The following is a 16,623-nucleotide window of genomic DNA, read 5'->3' as shown; positions in this document are numbered from 1 at the left end:
TGCACACCCGGGACGAATGGCGCTCCCGTCCGGCACGTGCGAAGTGCATTCCGGGGGCGTTCTTGTGCCAGGGGACCACTGCGACAAACTGGCGCATTATATGGCGCTTCGCATACTCGAACAAGGCCGGATTTGACCGCAGCGCTTGCGCTATTCAAATTTTTGTGCATGACCTCGACGCGCGCGATAGTCAACACAATCGATGCCAGCGGATTGTCGGGCGACCGATTACCGGCGCGGCTGCGCGCGACCGATTTTGTCGACCGGCACGACGGCGCGCCCCTGGTCGTCGACCGCCTGCTTGCCACGCGGCGCCAGCTTCCACGCGTGGCCGTAGACAATTTCGAACGTCAGCGGGATCACGCCGTCGGCATTGCGCTGACGATCCAGCGCGGCCAGCACGGCGGCATGCCAGCGGCGTCCGCGCAGGCCCACCGGGCCGGGACGGCGGAAGCCGCCGAACGCCTGGACTTCGCGCAGCAGCGTTTCGGGCGATTCATAGGTCACGGTCAGCGTCTCCATGTCCATCACCGGCGTCGACCAGCCGCTGTGGACCAGCATGTCGCCAATGTCATGCATGTCGACGAAGCGCAGCGTGTGCGCATCGAGGTCCACCTCGCCAAACGCCGCGCGCAGTTCACGCAGCGTGTCAGGGCCGAATAGCGAGAACAGCACGAGGCCCTCGTCGCGGGTGACGCGATGCCATTCCGGGAACACGCGATGTGGCTCCGGATGCCAGTGCAATGCCAGGTTGGACCAGAGCAGGTCGAAGCTGGCGGCGTCGAAGGGGAGTGTGGCAAGATCGCCCTGCACCAGGTCGAACATGGGGCGCTTGCCGAGCATGCGTCCGATCCAGCCGGGCCTGCGCTGCGGATCACGCTGTCCGGCCTGCCGCAGCATCTCGCCTGACACATCCAGTCCCGCAATCTGGGCATCAGGAAAGCGTGCGCGCAGCCCCGCCAGGCCCTGGCCATGACCGCAGCCGATATCGAGCGCCCGGCGCGGTGCCAGCCGGATGACTTCCATCCGCTCCTGCATGCGCTGGCCAATCTCGCCCAGCAGGAAATCGAGCTGACCAAACCTGGCGCTACGGCGATCAAAGGCAAGCCGGGTCAGCCGCGCAGGCGGCAACCAGGCATCAGGGGAATCGGTGGCATGCAGGGACACGGACAAGCTGGGCAACAAGAGACGGATCGGCGGGCGCTGCGACAAAGTGTCGCACGCGGAAAAATGTCGGCCACGCATGGCGCGCCGGCAACAGGAGCGCAAGTATACGCGCCCGCCGCGCAGGCTGCCGGGGGTGCCGGCAGCGGCATCAGCCAGCGATTGGTGGCCGGCCTGTGGCGCGCCTTGCTGCCATCAGCCTGCGCGCTGTGCGGTGCCGTGCAGTCGGAAGTGGTCTGTGCGGCGTGTGCGGAGATCGCGCTTCAGCCAACGCCGCGCTGTCCGCGCTGCGCCAGTCCGGGCGATGTCCGCGGACTTGGGCTCGCTTGCCATGCCTGCCTCGCCTGTGTCGACGACGATCCGCTCGATGCGACGCTGACGCTCGGGGACTACGCGGGCCCGCTCGACACCCTGGTGCTCCGCCTGAAGTTCGGGGCCGCGCTGCCCCTGGCGGAATGGATCGCCGCCCGGCTGGCCGATCGCCTTTGCGCCGCGTCCGACACCATTCCCGACGTACTCGTGCCCGTGCCGCTGTCGCCGCAGCGGCTGGCGGCACGCGGCTTCAATCAGGCGTGGGAGATCGCCCGCCCGCTCTCGCTCCGGCTCGACATCCGCGCCGACGCCACACTGCTGGCGCGCCGGCGCGACACCGTCACGCAACGCACACTGGACCTGCCGGCGCGCCGGGCCAACCTGCGCGACGCATTCGCGGTCAGACACCATGAGCGGCTCGACGGATTGCATATCGGCCTGGTCGACGATGTCATGACGACGGGCGCCACGCTGCGGGAAGCCGCCCGTGTGCTCAAGGCACACGGGGCGTCGCGGGTCACCGCACTCCCCGCCTTGCGCACGCCCTGACCGGGCATTCGGTGACAACCGTGACAACGGTGACAATGATCCGGTGGCTGTCGCTCCGTGACAGCCACTGCGCCGCACGGTAAGCTGCGCTCCGGTTTTCCAGCCCCAGATCCCATGTTTAACGTCGTCCTCGTCGAACCCGAAATCCCGCCCAACACTGGCAACGTGATCCGCCTGTGCGCCAACACGGGCGCGCAGCTGCATCTGGTCAAACCGCTGGGATTTCCACTGGAAGACGCGCGCATGCGCCGCGCCGGGCTGGACTATCACGAGTACGCGACGATGCGCGTGCACGAGAGCTGGGACGCATTGATGGCCACCGAGCAGCCCGACCCGACGCGCATGTTCGCGCTCACCACGCATGGCGCCACGCCGTTCGGCCAGGTTAGCTTTGCGCCGGGCGACTGGTTTGTGTTCGGCTCGGAGACGCGCGGGCTGGCGCCTGAACGCCGCGAGTGGTTTCCCGCCGCGCAGCGCATCCGCCTGCCGATGCGCCCCAACAACCGCAGCCTGAACCTGTCGAACACGGTGGCCGTGGTCGTGTTCGAGGCGTGGCGCCAGAACGGCTTCGCCGGCGGCGCCTGACGCTGCGTCGCGCTCAACCCTCCGGCTGCACGCCGGCGGCGCGAATCACCTTGTCCCAACGCACCTTCTCGCTCGCCATCGTCTGCCGCAGCGATGCCGGCGCCGTGCCCGCTGGCACGAAGTACTGCGCACGCATCTTCTCCCGCACGTCGTCGCTGCCGATGATGGCCACCAGCTCGCGATACAGCCGGTCGATGATCGGTGCCGGCGTGCCGGCCGGGGCCAGCACGGCCTGCCAGGAAATCGCCTCGAATCCCGGATAGCCGGATTCCGCTACCGTCGGGACCGAAGGCAGCACGGCAGTGCGGCCCGTCGTGGTCACGGCCAGTATCCGCAGCTTGCCAGCCGTCACCATCGGCATGGCGATCGCCGGGACCATGAATCCGGCCTGTACCTGACCACCGACCATGGCGGTCGTGATCTGCGGAAAGCCGGGATACGGCACATGTTGCAGGTCGATGCCGGCCATCGTCTTGAGTTGCTCCATCGCCAGATGGGCCGCGCTGCCGTTGCCCACCGACCCGTAGTTCAGTGTGCCCGGCTTCGACTTGGCCAACGCCACGAACTCGCGCAGGTTGTGGACGGGCAGGCGCGCATCGACGACCAGCACGTTTGGCGATGTCGCCACCAGCGTCACAGGCGCCAGCTGGCGCACCGGGTCATAGCTGAGATGGCGATAGAGCGACGGCGCGGTCACGAGCGGACCGTTGATCGTGAACAGCAGCGTGTAGCCGTCGGGTGCCGCCTTGGCCACCATGCCGGTGCCGATATTGCCGCCGGCGCCGGGCCGGTTTTCGATCACCACGGGCTGCCCGAGCACGGCGGCCAGCTTCTCCGTCACCAGGCGCGCCATCAGGTCCGGCGACGAGCCGGGCGGGAACGGCACGATCATGCGGATCGGCTTCGCGGGCCAGGTGTCGGCAAGCGCGGCGGGCGCCCAGGCTGCGACGGCGGCGGTAGCGGAGGCGGCAAGGAGCGCCCCGAGGGCGCGGCGGCGTGAAGTCATGGGAGGGGGATTTATTCGTCTCGGGCGTCGCGTTGCAGCAGACGGGCGACGGCATCGGCCGCATTCAGGCCTTCAAACAACACCGCGCAGACGGCGCGCGTGATCGGCATGTCCACGCCGTGCCGGGCAGCTAGCGCGGCCACGGCCTGCGCGCAGCGCACGCCTTCGGCCACATGGCCGAGGTCCGCCAGGATCTGGTCAAGGGTCTTGCCGCTGGCCAGTTGCTGGCCGACCTTGCGGTTGCGCGACAGGTCACCCGTGGCCGTCAGGATCAGATCGCCCATGCCTGCGAGGCCCATGAAGGTTTCCAGGCGGCCGCCCAGTGCCAGCCCAAGCCGGGTCATTTCGGCCAGGCCACGCGTGACCAGGGCCGCGCGGGCGTTCAGGCCGAGTCCGAGCCCATCGCTCGCGCCCGTGGCAATCGCCAGCACGTTCTTCACGGCACCGCCGACTTCGACGCCAGTCAGGTCGTCGCTGCCATAGATGCGCATCGCGTGGTGGTGGAACGCCGCCTGCGCGCGATCCGCCAGCATGTGCGCAGACCCGGCCACGGTCAGCGCACATGGCAAGCCTTGGGCCACTTCCTTCGCAAAGCTCGGGCCGGTCAGCACACCGTATTCGATCTCGCCGGCGGCGACGCCCAGCGCATCGAGTTCCTCCCGCACCATCTGGTGCGGCAACGCGTGGGTCTCGGCCTCGAAGCCCTTGCAGAGCCAGAGCATCGCCAGCGGCCCCTTGCGGCGCGCCGCCAGCCGGCGCGTCATCTCGCGCAGGCCGGACACTGGCGTCGCCACGATCACGAGGCCATCCGGATCGGCAAGCGCATGGTCGACGGCCCGGTCGAAGTCCGGCTCACAGGCCAGCTTCGGCGCAAGCGGTACTCCGGGGAGATAGGCCGCGTTCGTGCCCGTCCGGGCGATGCCGGCAAGCTGTTCGGGATCGCGGCCCCAAAGCACCACGTCGTGCACGGCGGCCGCATGGCTGGCAAGGGCGGTACCCCACGCACCGGCTCCGAGGAAGGTCAGTTTCATGGCAGGTCTGGCGGTTGGCGCTGTCATGAAGACAGTATGGACGTCAAAGAAAGCCAAAACGGGGCCGAAGCCCCGTTCTTGCGATGACCGCGGTCAGTCGTCCCGATCAGTGGCGGGCCTGGCTGCCGTCGGGCATGACGATGCCGGACTCGCCACCCTGACCGGCTTCCTGCATGGCAGCCTGCAGGCGTTGCTCGTACAGCGCCTGGAAGTTGATTTCCGACAGGTGGATGGCCTGAAAGCCCGCACGCGTGATCACGTCTGCCACGTTGCCGCGCAGGTACGGATAGAGGATGGTCGGGCAGGCGATGCCCAGCAGCGGGTCAAGCTGCTCCGCGGGCACATTGCGGATGTCGAAGATGCCAGCCTGGTGCGCTTCCACCAGGAATGCCACCTTGTCCTGCACCTTGGTCGTCACGGTGCCCGTCACCACCACTTCGAAGATGCCTTCCTGCAGTTGGGCGGCGGCCACGTTGACCTGCACTTCCACCGACGGCGCTTCCGATTCCAGGAAGATGGCCGGGGAATTCGGCTGCTCCAGCGACATGTCCTTCAGGTACACGCGCTGAATGTTGAAGAAGGGCTGGTCGTCCTGCTGGGTGGCTTGTTGCTGGTCGCTCATATGAGGCTTCCGGATGGTCGGTTTGGGCGCACTGCGCCATGGAGGCCGGCAACGCGAACGGACAGCCACGCCTGGGGCGGAGCCGTTTCGGCGCGGGCCGGCGCCCGGTTGGGAAAACGCATATGGTACATGACGCGGATGGCGAATTCACCCGGCGCCAGCGGAATCAGAATCTTCCTAGACGAAGCCCCGGCCCACGGGCGCGGGCCGGGGCGCTGTCAGGCCGCCAGCAGGGGCATGAGGCCGCCCTGGCGGTCCAGCGCGGAGAGGTCGTCGAAGCCGCCTACATGTGTCTCGTCGATGTAGATCTGCGGCACGGTCCGGCGGCCGGTTCGCGTCATCATTTCCTCGCGCTTGCCGGGTTCGCGATCGATCAGAATCTTTTCGATCTCACCGACCCCACGTTGCTTCAGCAGGCGCTCGGCCATCTGGCAATAGGGGCACACCACCGTGCTGTACATGACGACGCGGGCCATGCGTGTTCTCCTTGACTTTGAAATGCAACGACGCGGACCGCCATGGGCGGATCCGCGCCGTGACTGCAATGATTACTGGACGTTGACTGGGTTACTTGATGACCGGCAGGCCGGCCTGCTGCCAGGCAGCCATGCCGCCCTCCAGCGCGTAGACCTCACTGTACCCGGCTTCCTTCAGGGCTGCTTGCGCCTTGCCCGAGCGCTGGCCGGTCTGGCAGATCACGATGATGGGGACCGACTTGTCCTTTGCGAGTCCGGGCGCCCGCGAGGGAAGGTCGGCAAGGGGCGCGCTCTTCGCTTGCGGCAGGTGGCCCTTGGCGTACTCGGCGGCGTCGCGGATGTCCACCACCACGGCATTGCGCTTGTTGATCAGCTGGGTCGCGGCGGCCGTATTGACACGCTTGCCGCCCGTGCCAGCCTTGATCTGCGGCCAGGCCAGCAGGCCGCCGGAGACCACGGCGATGGCGATCAGGGCCAGGTTGTTGTAATCGGCGAAGAAATTCACGTTGGCATTCCGTTGGGTTGGGTCGGCGGCATTATAAAATACGCGGTTTCGCGCCCGCGCCGATATTTGTCGGTGGCCGCCAGCCGGCCAGGCAGGGGCGCCGCAGGTCACTTACTCCCTGGAAGCAGCATGTACAAGCTCGTTCTCATCCGCCACGGCGAATCCACGTGGAATCTCGAAAACCGCTTCACCGGCTGGGTCGACGTCGACCTGACCGATACGGGCGTCGCCCAGGCCACCCTGGCCGGCAAGCTGCTCAAGGAAGCCGGTTTCGCCTTCGATGTGGCCTACACGTCCGTGCTCAAGCGCGCCATCCGCACGCTCTGGCACGTGCAGGACGAAATGGACCAGATGTGGATTCCCGTGCGCAATGAATGGCGCCTGAATGAACGCCACTACGGTGCGCTGGCCGGCCTGAACAAGGCGGAAACCGCCAAGAAGTACGGCGACGAGCAGGTGCTGGTCTGGCGCCGCAGCTACGACACCCCGCCCCCGGCGCTGGAAGCGACCGATGAACGTGCTTCGTTCAACGACCCGCGCTATGCCAATGTGCCGCGCGAGCTGATCCCGCTGACAGAGTGCCTGAAGGACACCGTGGCCCGCGTGCTGCCGCTGTGGAACGAATCGATCGCTCCTGACATCCAATCCGGCAAGCGCGTGGTCATCGCCGCCCATGGCAACAGTATCCGCGCGCTGGTGAAGTACCTGGATCAGATTTCGGATGACGACATCGTCGGCCTCAACATTCCCAATGGCACCCCGCTCGTGTACGAGCTGGACGCCAACCTGCGCCCGCTGCGCCATTACTACCTGGGCGACCAGGAAGCCATCGCCGCATCGCTGGCCGCCGTGGCCAACCAGGGCAAGGCCCGCTGACCGTCCGTGTGGCGTAGAAGTGCCTGCCCGGGGGTCCTCCGGGTAGGCGCCGACTGCTTGTGTGGCCGCGCCCACCTCGGATTTGCGGCGCACAGGTCTTTTTCTGCGCACCCTCTTATACTGTCGGTTCGAATCCGGCCCCGGCCTGCCCCCCAGGCCGCGCCCGGGCGATATATTGCAACATCCTCACACGTTCAGGCTGCCCATGCGTAAGACGCTCAAGAACATTAGCCTCGTCTCAGTCGGCGTCGTTGCCGGCGTGCTCGCCACGCTGCAGATCTCGGCGACGGCCCAGAATTCGTCCGGGCCGCTGCCGCTCGACCAGCTGCGGCTGATGTCGGACATCTTCGGGCAGATCAAGCGCGAATATGTGGAGCCGGTCGACGACAAGAAACTGCTGACCGAAGCCATCAAGGGCATGGTCGCCAGCCTCGACCCCCACTCGGCCTACCTGGACGAGAAGGACTTCAAGGAACTGCAGGAAGGCACGCGCGGCCGCTTTGCCGGCCTGGGCATCGAGATCTCGCAGGAAGAAGGCCTGGTCAAGGTCATCAACCCGATCGAGGATACCCCCGCGTTCCGCGCCGGTATCCAGCCGGGCGACCTGATCACCCGCATCGACGACAAACCCGTGCGCGGCCTGCCGCTGGAGCAGGCGGTCAAGCGCATGCGCGGCGAGCCCGGCACCAAGGTCACGCTGACCATCTACCGCAAGAGCGAGGAACGCACGTTCCCGGTCTCGATCACCCGCGCGGAAATCCGCGTGCAGTCGGTCAAGACCAAGATGCTCGACAACAACACCATCGGCTGGGTGCGCCTGACGAGCTTCCAGGAGCGCACCGTGTCCGACCTGGGGCGCCGCCTGAAGGACATGGCCGACAAGAATCCCGGCCTGAAGGGCATCATCCTGGACCTGCGCAACAACGGCGGCGGCGTGCTGCAAGGCGCGGTCGGCGTGGCCGCGGCGTTCCTGCCGGACGATGCCACGGTGGTTTCCACCAACGGCCAGGTGCCGGACGCCAAGCGCGTCTACAAGGCATCGTTCAACAACTACCGCTTGTCGTCGATCGAGGACGATCCGCTCAAGGACCTGCCGGCAACGTTCAAGAAGATTCCGATGGTCGTGCTGACCAACGCCTACTCGGCATCGGCGTCGGAAATCGTGGCGGGCGCGCTGCAGGATCACCACCGCGCGCTGATCATGGGCAAGACGACGTTCGGCAAGGGCTCGGTCCAGACCGTGCGCCCGTTGACCAACGACACCGGCATCAAGCTGACCATCGCGTACTACTACACGCCGACGGGCAAGTCGATCCAGGCCAAGGGCATCCGTCCGGACATTCCGGTCGACCAGACTCCCGAGGGCGATCCGGACGACGCGCTGATCACGCGCGAGATCGACACCGAGCGCCACCTGCACAACAAGCAGGAGTCGGAAGAGCCGGAAATGAACGAGCGCGAGCAGCGCCGCGTGGAAGAATTGCGCCGCCTGGAAGAAGAGAACGCGAAGAAGACGCCGGAAGAGCGCGAGAAGGATCGCCGCAAGAAGCCGGTGGAGTTTGGCTCCGCGGATGACTTCATGCTCCAGCAGGCGATCGCGCAACTGAACGGCAAGCCGGTCCAGCGCTCGAAGTCGCGCCTGGAGGCGGCCCAGTCCGCGGGCAAGCCGGACAAGGAAAAGGTATCGGACAAGGCCCCGGCCAAGCCGGCCGCCAAACCGGCCGCGGCGCCCAAGCCGGCCAGCCAGCCGCCGGCAAGCGCCCCGATCGGCGATCCGCTCGGCACGCCGACCGGCAAGAACCGCTAAGCGGCGTTTTTCCACCCCTCCCCTGCGCGGCCCGCGGTGCACGACCGACGGGCCGCTTTTGTTTGACGGGCACCATGAACGACGATCAGCTTCTGCGCTACTCGCGCCATATCCTGCTGGATGAACTCGGTATCGAAGGTCAGGAACGCCTGCTGGCCGGGCATGCCCTGGTCATCGGCGCGGGCGGACTGGGGGCAGCGGCACTGCCCTACCTGGCGTCGGCCGGCGTGGGGCGGATCACGATCGTTGACAACGACGACGTCGATCTGACCAACCTGCAGCGCCAGATCCTTCACACGACGGCCAATGTCGGCCGCCCCAAGGTGGAGTCGGCAAAGGAAGGACTGTTGCGCATCAATCCGGGCGTCGACGTCACCCTCATACCGCAGCGCGTTGGCGATGCCGAACTCGATGGACTGGTCGCGCTGGCCGATGTGGTGCTGGACTGCTGCGACAACTTTGCCACGCGCCAGGCCGTGAACCGCGCTTGCCTGCGGCACCGCAAGCCGCTGGTCTCGGGCGCTGCGCTGCGCTTCGACGGCCAGGTGAGCGTATTCGACCTGCGCCATCCGGACGCGCCGTGCTATGCCTGCCTGTTCCCGCCCTCCGAGCCGGCGCCCGAGGCCGCGTGCGCGACCATGGGCGTGTTTGCGCCGCTGGTCGGCATCGTCGGCACGGTGCAGGCGGCGGAAGCCCTGAAGCTGCTGACTGGCGTCGGTCAAACCCTGGCTGGGCGGCTGCTGATGGTCAACGCGATGACGATGGAGTGGACGACGATGCGGCTGGCCCGCACCCCGGACTGCGAGGTTTGCGGCCACCATTGATGGGGCACTGCTGGGTACCGTGGGAGCCACCAAGAAGCGCCCGCAGAATCGTGGCGTTGCGGCGGGCCCTTCAAGCGAGCCCTGGGGCCAGCCATCGCGGCATCGACCCGAGCAACCCATGCGGCGGAGCCCATCCCCGCTGAGTCACTCAAGCCGACGCGATTCGACTGGATGAAGACAAGAATCCGAATGAGAACGGTTAATGACCGGCCTCGCATTCGGACGTGGCGTCATGCAACGCCACGCGGATCGCCGGCCACCGCCTCACTTCCCTGGCAGCGGCTGGCGCATATTCCTTGCTGACGTCGCCTGCGCGCTTACTGCGCGCCCGGCTCCATCTGCGACTGCAGGTAATTCTGCAGGCCGACCTTGTCGATCAGGTCCAGCTGCGTTTCCAGGTACTCGATATGCTCCTCGGTGTCCGTGAGGATATCGACCAGGATCTCGCGGCTGACGTAATCGCCAACGGATTCGCAATATGCGATGCCTTCCTTTACGGTGGCGTGGGCGGTCTGCTCCAGCTTCAGGTCGCACTTGAGCATTTCGGGCGTATCTTCGCCGAGCAGCAGCTTGTGCAGGTCCTGCAGGTTGGGCAGCCCATCGAGCATCAGAATGCGGTCAATCAGGCGGTCGGCGTGCTTCATTTCGCCGATCGACTCCTTGTACTCCACGTCGCCCAGCTTCTTCAGGCCCCAATGGCGGTACATGCGGGCGTGCAGGAAATACTGGTTGATGGCGGTCAGCTCATTCTTGAGCTGGGCATTCAGATGCTGGATGACCTTCTTGTCACCTTTCATTCGGGGCTCCTGTTGCAACGGGCCCGCGTAAAAGCACGACGGGGCGTCCGAAGACGCCCCGTGCAGTCGGAAATCACGAATGCAACAAAAAGCGCGCCGCGGACTTGCCAGTCCGTGGGCGCGCTTCTCAATGCACGCGTTATTCGGTGTATTTCAGGCGACCAGCTCGGTACGCTGGTCATTCGCGACTGCCGGGTCCCGAGTGTCCATTATGGCACGTGACGTGGCCGTGGAACAGGTCGAAATCTCGACAACCTGAATGGTCGAGATCGTGGAAGCCTTCATGTTCTGTACGGCGGCCACGCCTTCGCACAGCACCTGCTGCGCGCAATCGCGGCAACGGCCGCAGCAAGTCCCAACGCCGAGCGTTTCCGCCAGCTCGTCCATCGTCGACACGCCAAGGTGGGCGGCGCCGTGGATTTCATGATCGGTGACCTGATTGCAGATGCAGACGTACACAAAAGCCTCCTGGGGGCAGCGTCGGCACCGGCATGCCGAACGCGATGAGAGGCAGAATATCAGAGATCGAAAATGATAACAATTCCCATTAAGCCACATCGGGAATCCGTATCGGAAGGATCACAAAACGGTTTTCGAATGGATTTCCAACGCCACTTTTCGGCCCGAAACGCGGCGTTGGCGTTGCAGATCCGCAGACAAAAACCCCAGTTGTCTTAGGGTTGTCTTACGCCGACAGCTGCTTCAGCGCTGCGGCAAGTTCATCGGGCTCGTAGGCATTGAGCACCCGATCAACGATCGGACCCAGGCTTTCGCAGTGCGCGTGGATGACTTCCTGCTTGACCCGCAGCAATTGCGCCGGATGCATGGAAAACTCGCGCAGGCCCATGCCCAGCAGCAGGCGTGTCATGAGGGGGTCCCCGGCCATTTCGCCGCAGACGGCCACCGGTACGCCGGCGCGATTGGCATCGCGGATCGTGCGGGCGATCAATTGCAGCACGGCCGGATGCAGCGGGTCGTACAGGTGCGCGACCGCGTTGTCGGCCCGGTCGATGGCCAGCGTGTACTGGATCAGGTCATTGGTGCCGATCGACAGGAAGTCCATGCGCCGCAGGAACAGCGGCAACATCAGCACCGCCGCCGGAATCTCGATCATCGCGCCGATCTTCACACCCGGATCGTATGGCTGGCCGCGGTCGTCCAACTGGCGCTTGGCCTGGGCGATCAGATCCAGCGTCTGGTCGATCTCGCTCGCGTGGGCCAGCATCGGAATCAGCAGCCGCACCGGACCGAACGCGGAGGCTCGCAACAGGGCGCGCAGCTGGGTCAGGAACATCGCCGGCTCGGACAGCGACCAGCGGATCGCCCGCAGCCCCAGCGCCGGGTTGAGCGCAGTCTCAAAGTCGTCACCGCGGCCGTCGAACGGCTTGTCCGCGCCGATGTCGATCGTGCGGATCGTCACCGGCAGGCCGTGCATGGCCTCCACGGCGCCCCGATAGGCGGTGAACTGCTCTTCCTCGTCCGGAAGTTCGCCGCGCCGGTTCATGAACAGGAATTCGGAACGGAACAGCCCCACCCCGACCGCCCCGGCGGCCAGCGCCGCGCCGGCATCCTCGGCCATTTCGATGTTGGCCAGCAGCTCGATCTCGAGCCCGTCCAGCGTAACGGCCGGCGTATGCCGCAACCGTTGCAGGCGCTTCTTCTCCAGCACCCGCTCGCTTTGGCGGTGACGGTATTCCTCGAGGATGATCGCCGACGGGTCCACGATAACCAGTCCGGCATCGCCGTCGATGATGATCCAGTCGTCCTGCCGGATCAGCTCGCTGGCGCTCTTCACGCCCACGGCGGCCGGAATGTCCAGGCTGCGCGCGACAATGGCGGTATGCGATGTGCGCCCGCCCAGATCCGTCACGAAGCCGTGGAAAACGGTGTGGCGGAATTGCAGCATGTCCGCCGGGCCGATGTCGTGGGCCACCACGATCACGCCTGGTGCTGGCACGCCGTCAGCAGCCAGCGCCGGCACCGGTGCGGGCGCCAGCACGGGCGCGCCGGCCAGCACCTTGAGAATCCGCTCCACCACCTGCTGGATGTCGGCCTTGCGTTCGCGCAGGTACTCGTCCTCGATTTCCTCGAACTGCCGCATCAGCTCTTCGAGCCGTGTGGTCAGCGCCCACTCCGCGTTGTAGCGGCGATGGAGAATCAGCTCCTCCGGCTCGCGCGACAGCGCCTCGTCGTCGAGGATCATCGTGTGCACGTCGAGGAATGCCCCCATCTCCTCGGGCGCATCGCGCGGCAGGTCGCGCTTGAGCGCGATCAGCTCGGCGCGAACGGCGGCACGCGCCGCGCGCAAACGCTCGACCTCCGCATCCAGCCGGTCTTCGTCGACCAGGTAATGCGAAACGTCGAGCGCAGCCGGCGCCAGGATGTGGGCACGCCCGATGGCGACCCCACGCGAGACCGGAATGCCGTGCAAGGCAAAGGGCATGAACCGCTCCGTCAGGAACGTTTAAGAATGCGGGTTGTGTCGTCGAATCTCACTCGCCCTCGCCGAAGCGGTTGGCAATCAGCGCCAGCAGCGCGTCCATTGCCTCCTGCTCGTCGGGGCCGTCGGTTTCGATCGTGACCGTGGAGCCAATGCCCGCCGCCAGCATCATCACGCCCATGATGCTCTTGGCATCAACCTGGCGACCGTTGCGGGACATCTTGACCTGACTCACATAATTGCCCGCCAGTTGCGTGAGCTTGGCGGAGGCACGAGCATGCAGCCCGAGCTTATTGATGATGGTTGTGTCCCTCTGCAGCATATTTGTCGGGATGATTTGCGGTTTGGTTCTGGACGGTGGTCGTACCGACCTGCAGTACACCTTGCGCGCCGCCTGCCAGCGCCTTGGTCGCCAGCTGGTCGAGCTTTTCGGTGCGATAGCAGATAGCCCGCACGAGCATGGGAAGGTTGACGCCGGCCAGCACCTTGACGCGGCCCGGCTCCGCCAGGCGCGCCGCAATATTGGCGGGCGTGGCGCCGAAAATATCGGTCAGCACCAGGGCGCCGTTTTCCTCGCACACGGTGGCAAGGCGGCTGCGCGCCTCGGCCAGCACGGCGGCGGGGTCGGCGTCAGGGATGACGTCGATGGCCTCGAGCCGCGGCGGCTGGCCGCAGTAGACGTGGGCAGCGCAATCGCGTAGCGCCGAAGCCAGTGGCGCATGCGCGATGATCAGAATTCCTGCCATGATGGTGAATCCGTTGGACTGCCCGAATTGTAGCAGGCAGCCCAGCGGCCCCTTCCCATGATTGCCCGGGTATGGACGATTGTGGTGCGTTAGCGTCGGTCAGCGGCGACGGCTGCTTCCAGCGCGTCGATGAACATGGCCGCCACGGGGAACCCCGTCTGCTGGGTGATTTCCTGAAAACAGGTCGGACTCGTCACATTTACCTCGGTCAGGCAGTCACCGATCACATCCAGTCCCACCAGCAGCAACCCTTGCTTCCACAGGCCCGGCGCCAGCGTCTCGGCAATCTCGCGATCGCGCGCGCTCAGTTCCTGCGCCCGGCCCAGGCCACCGGCGGCCAGGTTGCCCCGGATCTCGCTGCCTTGCGGAATGCGCGCCAGCGAATACGGCACCGGCTTGCCGCCGATCAGCAGAATGCGCTTGTCACCGTCCTTGATGGCTGGAATGTAGCGCTGGATCATCAGCGTGCGGGCGCCGTTGTCGCCCAGCGTCTCGACGATCGCGCCCAGGTTCATGGCGTCCGCGCCCACGCGGAAGATGCCCATGCCGCCCATGCCGTCCAGCGGCTTGACGATGATGTCCTTGTGCTCGGCATGGAACGCGCGGATGCGTCCCGCGTCGCGCGTGACCAGCGTGGGCGTGATGAACTGAGGGTACTGGCCGATTGCCAGCTTTTCCGAGTGATCGCGAATGGCGCGCGGCTTGTTGAAGACGCGTGCGCCCTGTGACTCGGCCAGCTCCAGCAGCCAGGTGCTGGTCACGTACTCCATGTCGAACGGCGGGTCCTTGCGCATCAGCACCGCATCGAACGTGCCCAGCGGCATCAGCGCGGCTTCGCCCAGGCGGAACCAGTCGTGCGCGTCTTCCGTGAGAGCCAGCGGCTGCGCCACGGCCTCGACCACGTTGGCCGACAGCGACAACTGCGACTGCAGGCAGAAGAACAGGTCATGCCCACGCGCGGCGGCCTCGGTCATCATGGCGTAGGTGGAGTCCTTGTACGTCTTGAAGGTCTCCAGCGGGTCGGTAATGAAGAGGATGCGCATGATGATTCGTCGCGTTCGCGTCAGAAAGGAAACGTCCGGGCGGGAGATGCCCGGACGGCAGGCGGCGCAAGCCGCGGATCAGAGAATCGGATTCGGGTCGGTCTTCTCGAGTTCCAGCGATGCCGCCAGCAGCGCCAGCCGCGCCACCACGCCATACATGTAGAAGCGGTTGGGCACGGCCGCGCCCGGCTTGGCGTGGCTGTCCGGAATGCCATTCGGGGCAAACGCCAGCGGCACGAAGTGCATGCCGGGCGCATTCAGGTTCTCGTCGTTGCCGCGACCCGTGTGCACGCGGTAGAAGCCGCCAACCACGTAGCGGTCGATCATGTAGACCACCGGCTCGGCCACGGCCTCGTTCACCTTCTCGAACGTGTGCACGCCTTCCTGGATGATGACGTCACTGACCTCAAGGCCTTCCTTGACGACGCTCATCTTGTTGCGTTCCTTGCGGTTCAGACCCTTCACCTCGGACGGGTCCCGCACGGTCATGATGCCCATGCCGTAGGTGCCGGCATCCGCCTTGACCACCACGTAGGGCGTTTCCTTGATGCCGTACTCGCGGTACTTCTTGGCGATCTTCTTGAGCACGCCCTCGACGGCATCGGCCAGCTCTTCCTCGCCCACACGCTCGTGGAAGTCCACGCCGGTGGTACGCGCGAAGTACGGGTTGACCATCCACGGGTCGATGTCGATCAGCTTGGCGAACTTCTTGGCCACCTCGTCATAGGCGGCAAAGTGGCTGCTCTTGCGGCGCGTGGACCAGCCCGCGTGCAGCGGCGGCAGCAGGTATTGCTCGTTGATGTTCTCGAGGATCGGCGGAATGCCGGCCGAGAGGTCGTTGTTGAGCAGGATCGAGCAGGGATCGAAGTCCTTCAGCCCCAGCCGGCGGCCTTTGGTGCCCAGGCGCGCGAGCGGCTCCACGACCAGCGTCTGGCCGTCGGGCAATTCGATCGGCGTTGGTTCGGTGATGTCTTCGGACAGCGATCCCAGGCGCACGTTCAGGCCCGCCTGGCGCATGATCAGCGACAGACGCGCCACGTTCTGCAGGTAGAACATGTTGCGGGTGTGACGCTCGGGGATCAGCAGCAGGTTCTTGGCATCCGGGCAGATCTTCTCGATGGCGGCCATCGCGGCCTGCACGGCCAGCGGCAGCATCTCGGGCGCCAGGTTGTTGAAGCCGCCGGGGAACAGGTTGGTGTCGACCGGCGCCAGCTTGAAGCCGGCGTTGCGCAGGTCGACAGAACAGTAGAACGGCGGGGTATGTTCCTGCCATTCCAGCCTGAACCAGCGCTCGATGGACGGCGTGGCGTCCAGGATCTTCTTTTCCAGTTCGAGCAGCGGACCGTTCAGCGCGGTGATGAGATGCGGGACCATATCCATCCTAATTAATCATCTTTTGTTGTCCGCCCCGATTGTAGAGGAACGGCCAACTGGCTGCAGGCAGGCCATACATAAGCATATGCAGCAGCCGGCATAAGGGATAACGATATGGGGACGGCTCCGGGAAATTCAAAGGGCGGGCTGGCGATGCCGGGATCGCCGGGGTTGCGCGGCCGGGTGGGTCAGGGTGCGGCGGAGCGCGGGGGGCAAAAAAAAAGCGCGGCATGGCGCCGCGCTTTCAAATGGCCTGACAGATACGGGGAGCGTTCTGCAGGTGGAGGAAACTGCCTCACTGGCACTGTATGTGCGCTCCCCCTTAAAGACAATTGAGACTTTTTAAGATCCGATTTAAGCACCCTGCGAATATCCCGCGGCCCCTTGACAACGCTTGGCTGGCGCCCCTCGCAGGCAGAAAAAAGCCCGGCACGTGGCCGGGCAAAACTCCTGAGAGAAGATTCCC

18 protein-coding genes are annotated in these 16,623 nt (G+C 65.6%); 5 read left to right on the top strand and 13 right to left on the bottom strand.

Going from position 1 to position 16,623, the window contains the following annotated elements:
• Positions 1 to 228: 228 nt before the first annotated feature.
• The gene (locus BLR29_RS07050) at positions 229 to 1,167 is read right to left on the bottom strand and encodes a methyltransferase domain-containing protein (RefSeq protein ID WP_092136634.1); all 939 of its coding nucleotides are present in this window, start codon (positions 1,165 to 1,167) and stop codon (positions 229 to 231) included.
• On the opposite strand from BLR29_RS07050, the gene BLR29_RS07045 reads away from it, so the two are divergent.
• Positions 1,156 to 2,025: a ComF family protein gene (locus BLR29_RS07045; RefSeq protein ID WP_143018419.1), complete on the top strand. Its 870-nt coding sequence runs from the start codon at positions 1,156 to 1,158 to the stop codon at positions 2,023 to 2,025. The genes BLR29_RS07050 and BLR29_RS07045 overlap by 12 nt on opposite strands.
• Positions 2,026 to 2,139: 114 nt before the next feature.
• A complete protein-coding gene (trmL, locus tag BLR29_RS07040) occupies positions 2,140 to 2,610 on the top strand; it encodes a tRNA (uridine(34)/cytosine(34)/5-carboxymethylaminomethyluridine(34)-2'-O)-methyltransferase TrmL (RefSeq protein WP_092135755.1) in 471 nt (156 codons plus the stop codon).
• Between the two features lie 13 nt (positions 2,611 to 2,623).
• Here trmL and BLR29_RS07035 read toward each other — a convergent pair whose 3' ends face one another.
• The 5 genes from BLR29_RS07035 to BLR29_RS07015 all read right to left on the bottom strand — a co-directional run bounded on the left by BLR29_RS07035 (position 2,624) and on the right by BLR29_RS07015 (position 6,250).
• Entirely contained in the window at positions 2,624 to 3,616 is a 993-nt protein-coding gene (locus BLR29_RS07035) for a Bug family tripartite tricarboxylate transporter substrate binding protein (protein WP_092135754.1), read from the bottom strand.
• An 11-nt stretch (positions 3,617 to 3,627) separates the two neighbouring features.
• Positions 3,628 to 4,647, bottom strand: a complete 1,020-nt coding sequence (locus tag BLR29_RS07030) for an NAD(P)H-dependent glycerol-3-phosphate dehydrogenase (RefSeq protein WP_092135752.1) — start codon at positions 4,645 to 4,647, stop codon at positions 3,628 to 3,630.
• Positions 4,648 to 4,753: 106 nt separating this feature from the next.
• Entirely contained in the window at positions 4,754 to 5,269 is a 516-nt protein-coding gene (secB, locus tag BLR29_RS07025; RefSeq protein ID WP_092135750.1) for a protein-export chaperone SecB, read from the bottom strand.
• A gap of 218 nt (positions 5,270 to 5,487) precedes the next feature.
• On the bottom strand, positions 5,488 to 5,745 hold the full coding sequence (grxC, locus tag BLR29_RS07020) for a glutaredoxin 3 (protein ID WP_092135749.1): 258 nt from the start codon (positions 5,743 to 5,745) through the stop codon (positions 5,488 to 5,490).
• A gap of 91 nt (positions 5,746 to 5,836) precedes the next feature.
• Positions 5,837 to 6,250, bottom strand: a complete 414-nt coding sequence (locus BLR29_RS07015) for a rhodanese-like domain-containing protein (RefSeq protein WP_092135747.1) — start codon at positions 6,248 to 6,250, stop codon at positions 5,837 to 5,839.
• Between the two features lie 129 nt (positions 6,251 to 6,379).
• Between BLR29_RS07015 and gpmA the strand changes: the two genes are divergently transcribed.
• The 3 genes from gpmA (at position 6,380) to BLR29_RS07000 (ending at position 9,757) form a co-directional block, all read left to right on the top strand.
• The gene (gene gpmA, locus BLR29_RS07010) at positions 6,380 to 7,126 is read left to right on the top strand and encodes a 2,3-diphosphoglycerate-dependent phosphoglycerate mutase (RefSeq protein ID WP_092135745.1); all 747 of its coding nucleotides are present in this window, start codon (positions 6,380 to 6,382) and stop codon (positions 7,124 to 7,126) included.
• A 205-nt stretch (positions 7,127 to 7,331) separates the two neighbouring features.
• Positions 7,332 to 8,933 carry a S41 family peptidase gene (locus tag BLR29_RS07005; RefSeq protein ID WP_092135744.1) on the top strand — a complete coding sequence of 534 codons (1,602 nt, stop codon included), beginning with the start codon at positions 7,332 to 7,334 and terminating at the stop codon, positions 8,931 to 8,933.
• 74 nt (positions 8,934 to 9,007) lie between these two features.
• Positions 9,008 to 9,757, top strand: coding sequence for a HesA/MoeB/ThiF family protein (locus tag BLR29_RS07000; RefSeq protein ID WP_092135742.1), 750 nt, complete (start codon positions 9,008 to 9,010; stop codon positions 9,755 to 9,757).
• Positions 9,758 to 10,074: 317 nt separating this feature from the next.
• Here BLR29_RS07000 and bfr read toward each other — a convergent pair whose 3' ends face one another.
• From bfr to gshA, 7 genes are all read right to left on the bottom strand, one after another.
• A complete protein-coding gene (bfr, locus tag BLR29_RS06995) occupies positions 10,075 to 10,554 on the bottom strand; it encodes a bacterioferritin (RefSeq protein WP_092135741.1) in 480 nt (159 codons plus the stop codon).
• Positions 10,555 to 10,707: 153 nt separating this feature from the next.
• On the bottom strand, positions 10,708 to 11,013 hold the full coding sequence (locus BLR29_RS06990) for a (2Fe-2S)-binding protein (RefSeq protein ID WP_092135739.1): 306 nt from the start codon (positions 11,011 to 11,013) through the stop codon (positions 10,708 to 10,710).
• Positions 11,014 to 11,239: 226 nt separating this feature from the next.
• Positions 11,240 to 12,997 (bottom strand): phosphoenolpyruvate--protein phosphotransferase, encoded by a 1,758-nt coding sequence (ptsP, locus tag BLR29_RS06985; RefSeq protein WP_092135737.1) that lies wholly within the window; start codon positions 12,995 to 12,997, stop codon positions 11,240 to 11,242.
• Positions 12,998 to 13,046: 49 nt separating this feature from the next.
• Entirely contained in the window at positions 13,047 to 13,316 is a 270-nt protein-coding gene (locus BLR29_RS06980) for an HPr family phosphocarrier protein (protein WP_092135736.1), read from the bottom strand.
• Positions 13,285 to 13,740, bottom strand: a complete 456-nt coding sequence (locus BLR29_RS06975) for a PTS sugar transporter subunit IIA (protein ID WP_092135734.1) — start codon at positions 13,738 to 13,740, stop codon at positions 13,285 to 13,287. Before BLR29_RS06975 ends, BLR29_RS06980 begins: the two co-directional genes overlap by 32 nt.
• A gap of 89 nt (positions 13,741 to 13,829) precedes the next feature.
• Entirely contained in the window at positions 13,830 to 14,783 is a 954-nt protein-coding gene (gshB, locus tag BLR29_RS06970; protein WP_092135733.1) for a glutathione synthase, read from the bottom strand.
• A 78-nt stretch (positions 14,784 to 14,861) separates the two neighbouring features.
• Complete coding sequence (gene gshA / locus BLR29_RS06965) at positions 14,862 to 16,157, bottom strand: glutamate--cysteine ligase (protein ID WP_092136632.1); 1,296 nt, start codon at positions 16,155 to 16,157, stop codon at positions 14,862 to 14,864.
• Positions 16,158 to 16,623: the final 466 nt, after the last annotated feature.

Source organism: Cupriavidus sp. YR651, assembly GCF_900101625.1.
In the GTDB taxonomy this organism is placed as follows: Bacteria; Pseudomonadota; Gammaproteobacteria; order Burkholderiales; family Burkholderiaceae; genus Cupriavidus.
Note: the sequence above shows the minus strand (reverse complement) of the source record. Positions and strands in the feature narration are given on the sequence as shown.

Excerpts from the sequence above, each read along its gene's own strand:
- grxC (WP_092135749.1), bottom strand. The coding sequence starts at position 5,745 with ATGGCCCGCGTCGTCATGTACAGCACGGTGGTGTGCCCCTATTGCCAG.
- BLR29_RS07005 (WP_092135744.1), top strand. The coding sequence starts at position 7,332 with ATGCGTAAGACGCTCAAGAACATTAGCCTCGTCTCAGTCGGCGTCGTT.
- BLR29_RS07000 (WP_092135742.1), top strand. The coding sequence starts at position 9,008 with ATGAACGACGATCAGCTTCTGCGCTACTCGCGCCATATCCTGCTGGAT.
- bfr (WP_092135741.1), bottom strand. The coding sequence starts at position 10,554 with ATGAAAGGTGACAAGAAGGTCATCCAGCATCTGAATGCCCAGCTCAAG.
- BLR29_RS07035 (WP_092135754.1), bottom strand. The coding sequence starts at position 3,616 with ATGACTTCACGCCGCCGCGCCCTCGGGGCGCTCCTTGCCGCCTCCGCT.
- gshA (WP_092136632.1), bottom strand. The coding sequence starts at position 16,157 with ATGGTCCCGCATCTCATCACCGCGCTGAACGGTCCGCTGCTCGAACTG.
- trmL (WP_092135755.1), top strand. The coding sequence starts at position 2,140 with ATGTTTAACGTCGTCCTCGTCGAACCCGAAATCCCGCCCAACACTGGC.
- gpmA (WP_092135745.1), top strand. The coding sequence starts at position 6,380 with ATGTACAAGCTCGTTCTCATCCGCCACGGCGAATCCACGTGGAATCTC.
- BLR29_RS06980 (WP_092135736.1), bottom strand. The coding sequence starts at position 13,316 with ATGCTGCAGAGGGACACAACCATCATCAATAAGCTCGGGCTGCATGCT.
- BLR29_RS07045 (WP_143018419.1), top strand. The coding sequence starts at position 1,156 with ATGCAGGGACACGGACAAGCTGGGCAACAAGAGACGGATCGGCGGGCG.
- secB (WP_092135750.1), bottom strand. The coding sequence starts at position 5,269 with ATGAGCGACCAGCAACAAGCCACCCAGCAGGACGACCAGCCCTTCTTC.
- ptsP (WP_092135737.1), bottom strand. The coding sequence starts at position 12,997 with ATGCCCTTTGCCTTGCACGGCATTCCGGTCTCGCGTGGGGTCGCCATC.
- BLR29_RS07030 (WP_092135752.1), bottom strand. The coding sequence starts at position 4,647 with ATGAAACTGACCTTCCTCGGAGCCGGTGCGTGGGGTACCGCCCTTGCC.
- BLR29_RS06975 (WP_092135734.1), bottom strand. The coding sequence starts at position 13,740 with ATGGCAGGAATTCTGATCATCGCGCATGCGCCACTGGCTTCGGCGCTA.
- gshB (WP_092135733.1), bottom strand. The coding sequence starts at position 14,783 with ATGCGCATCCTCTTCATTACCGACCCGCTGGAGACCTTCAAGACGTAC.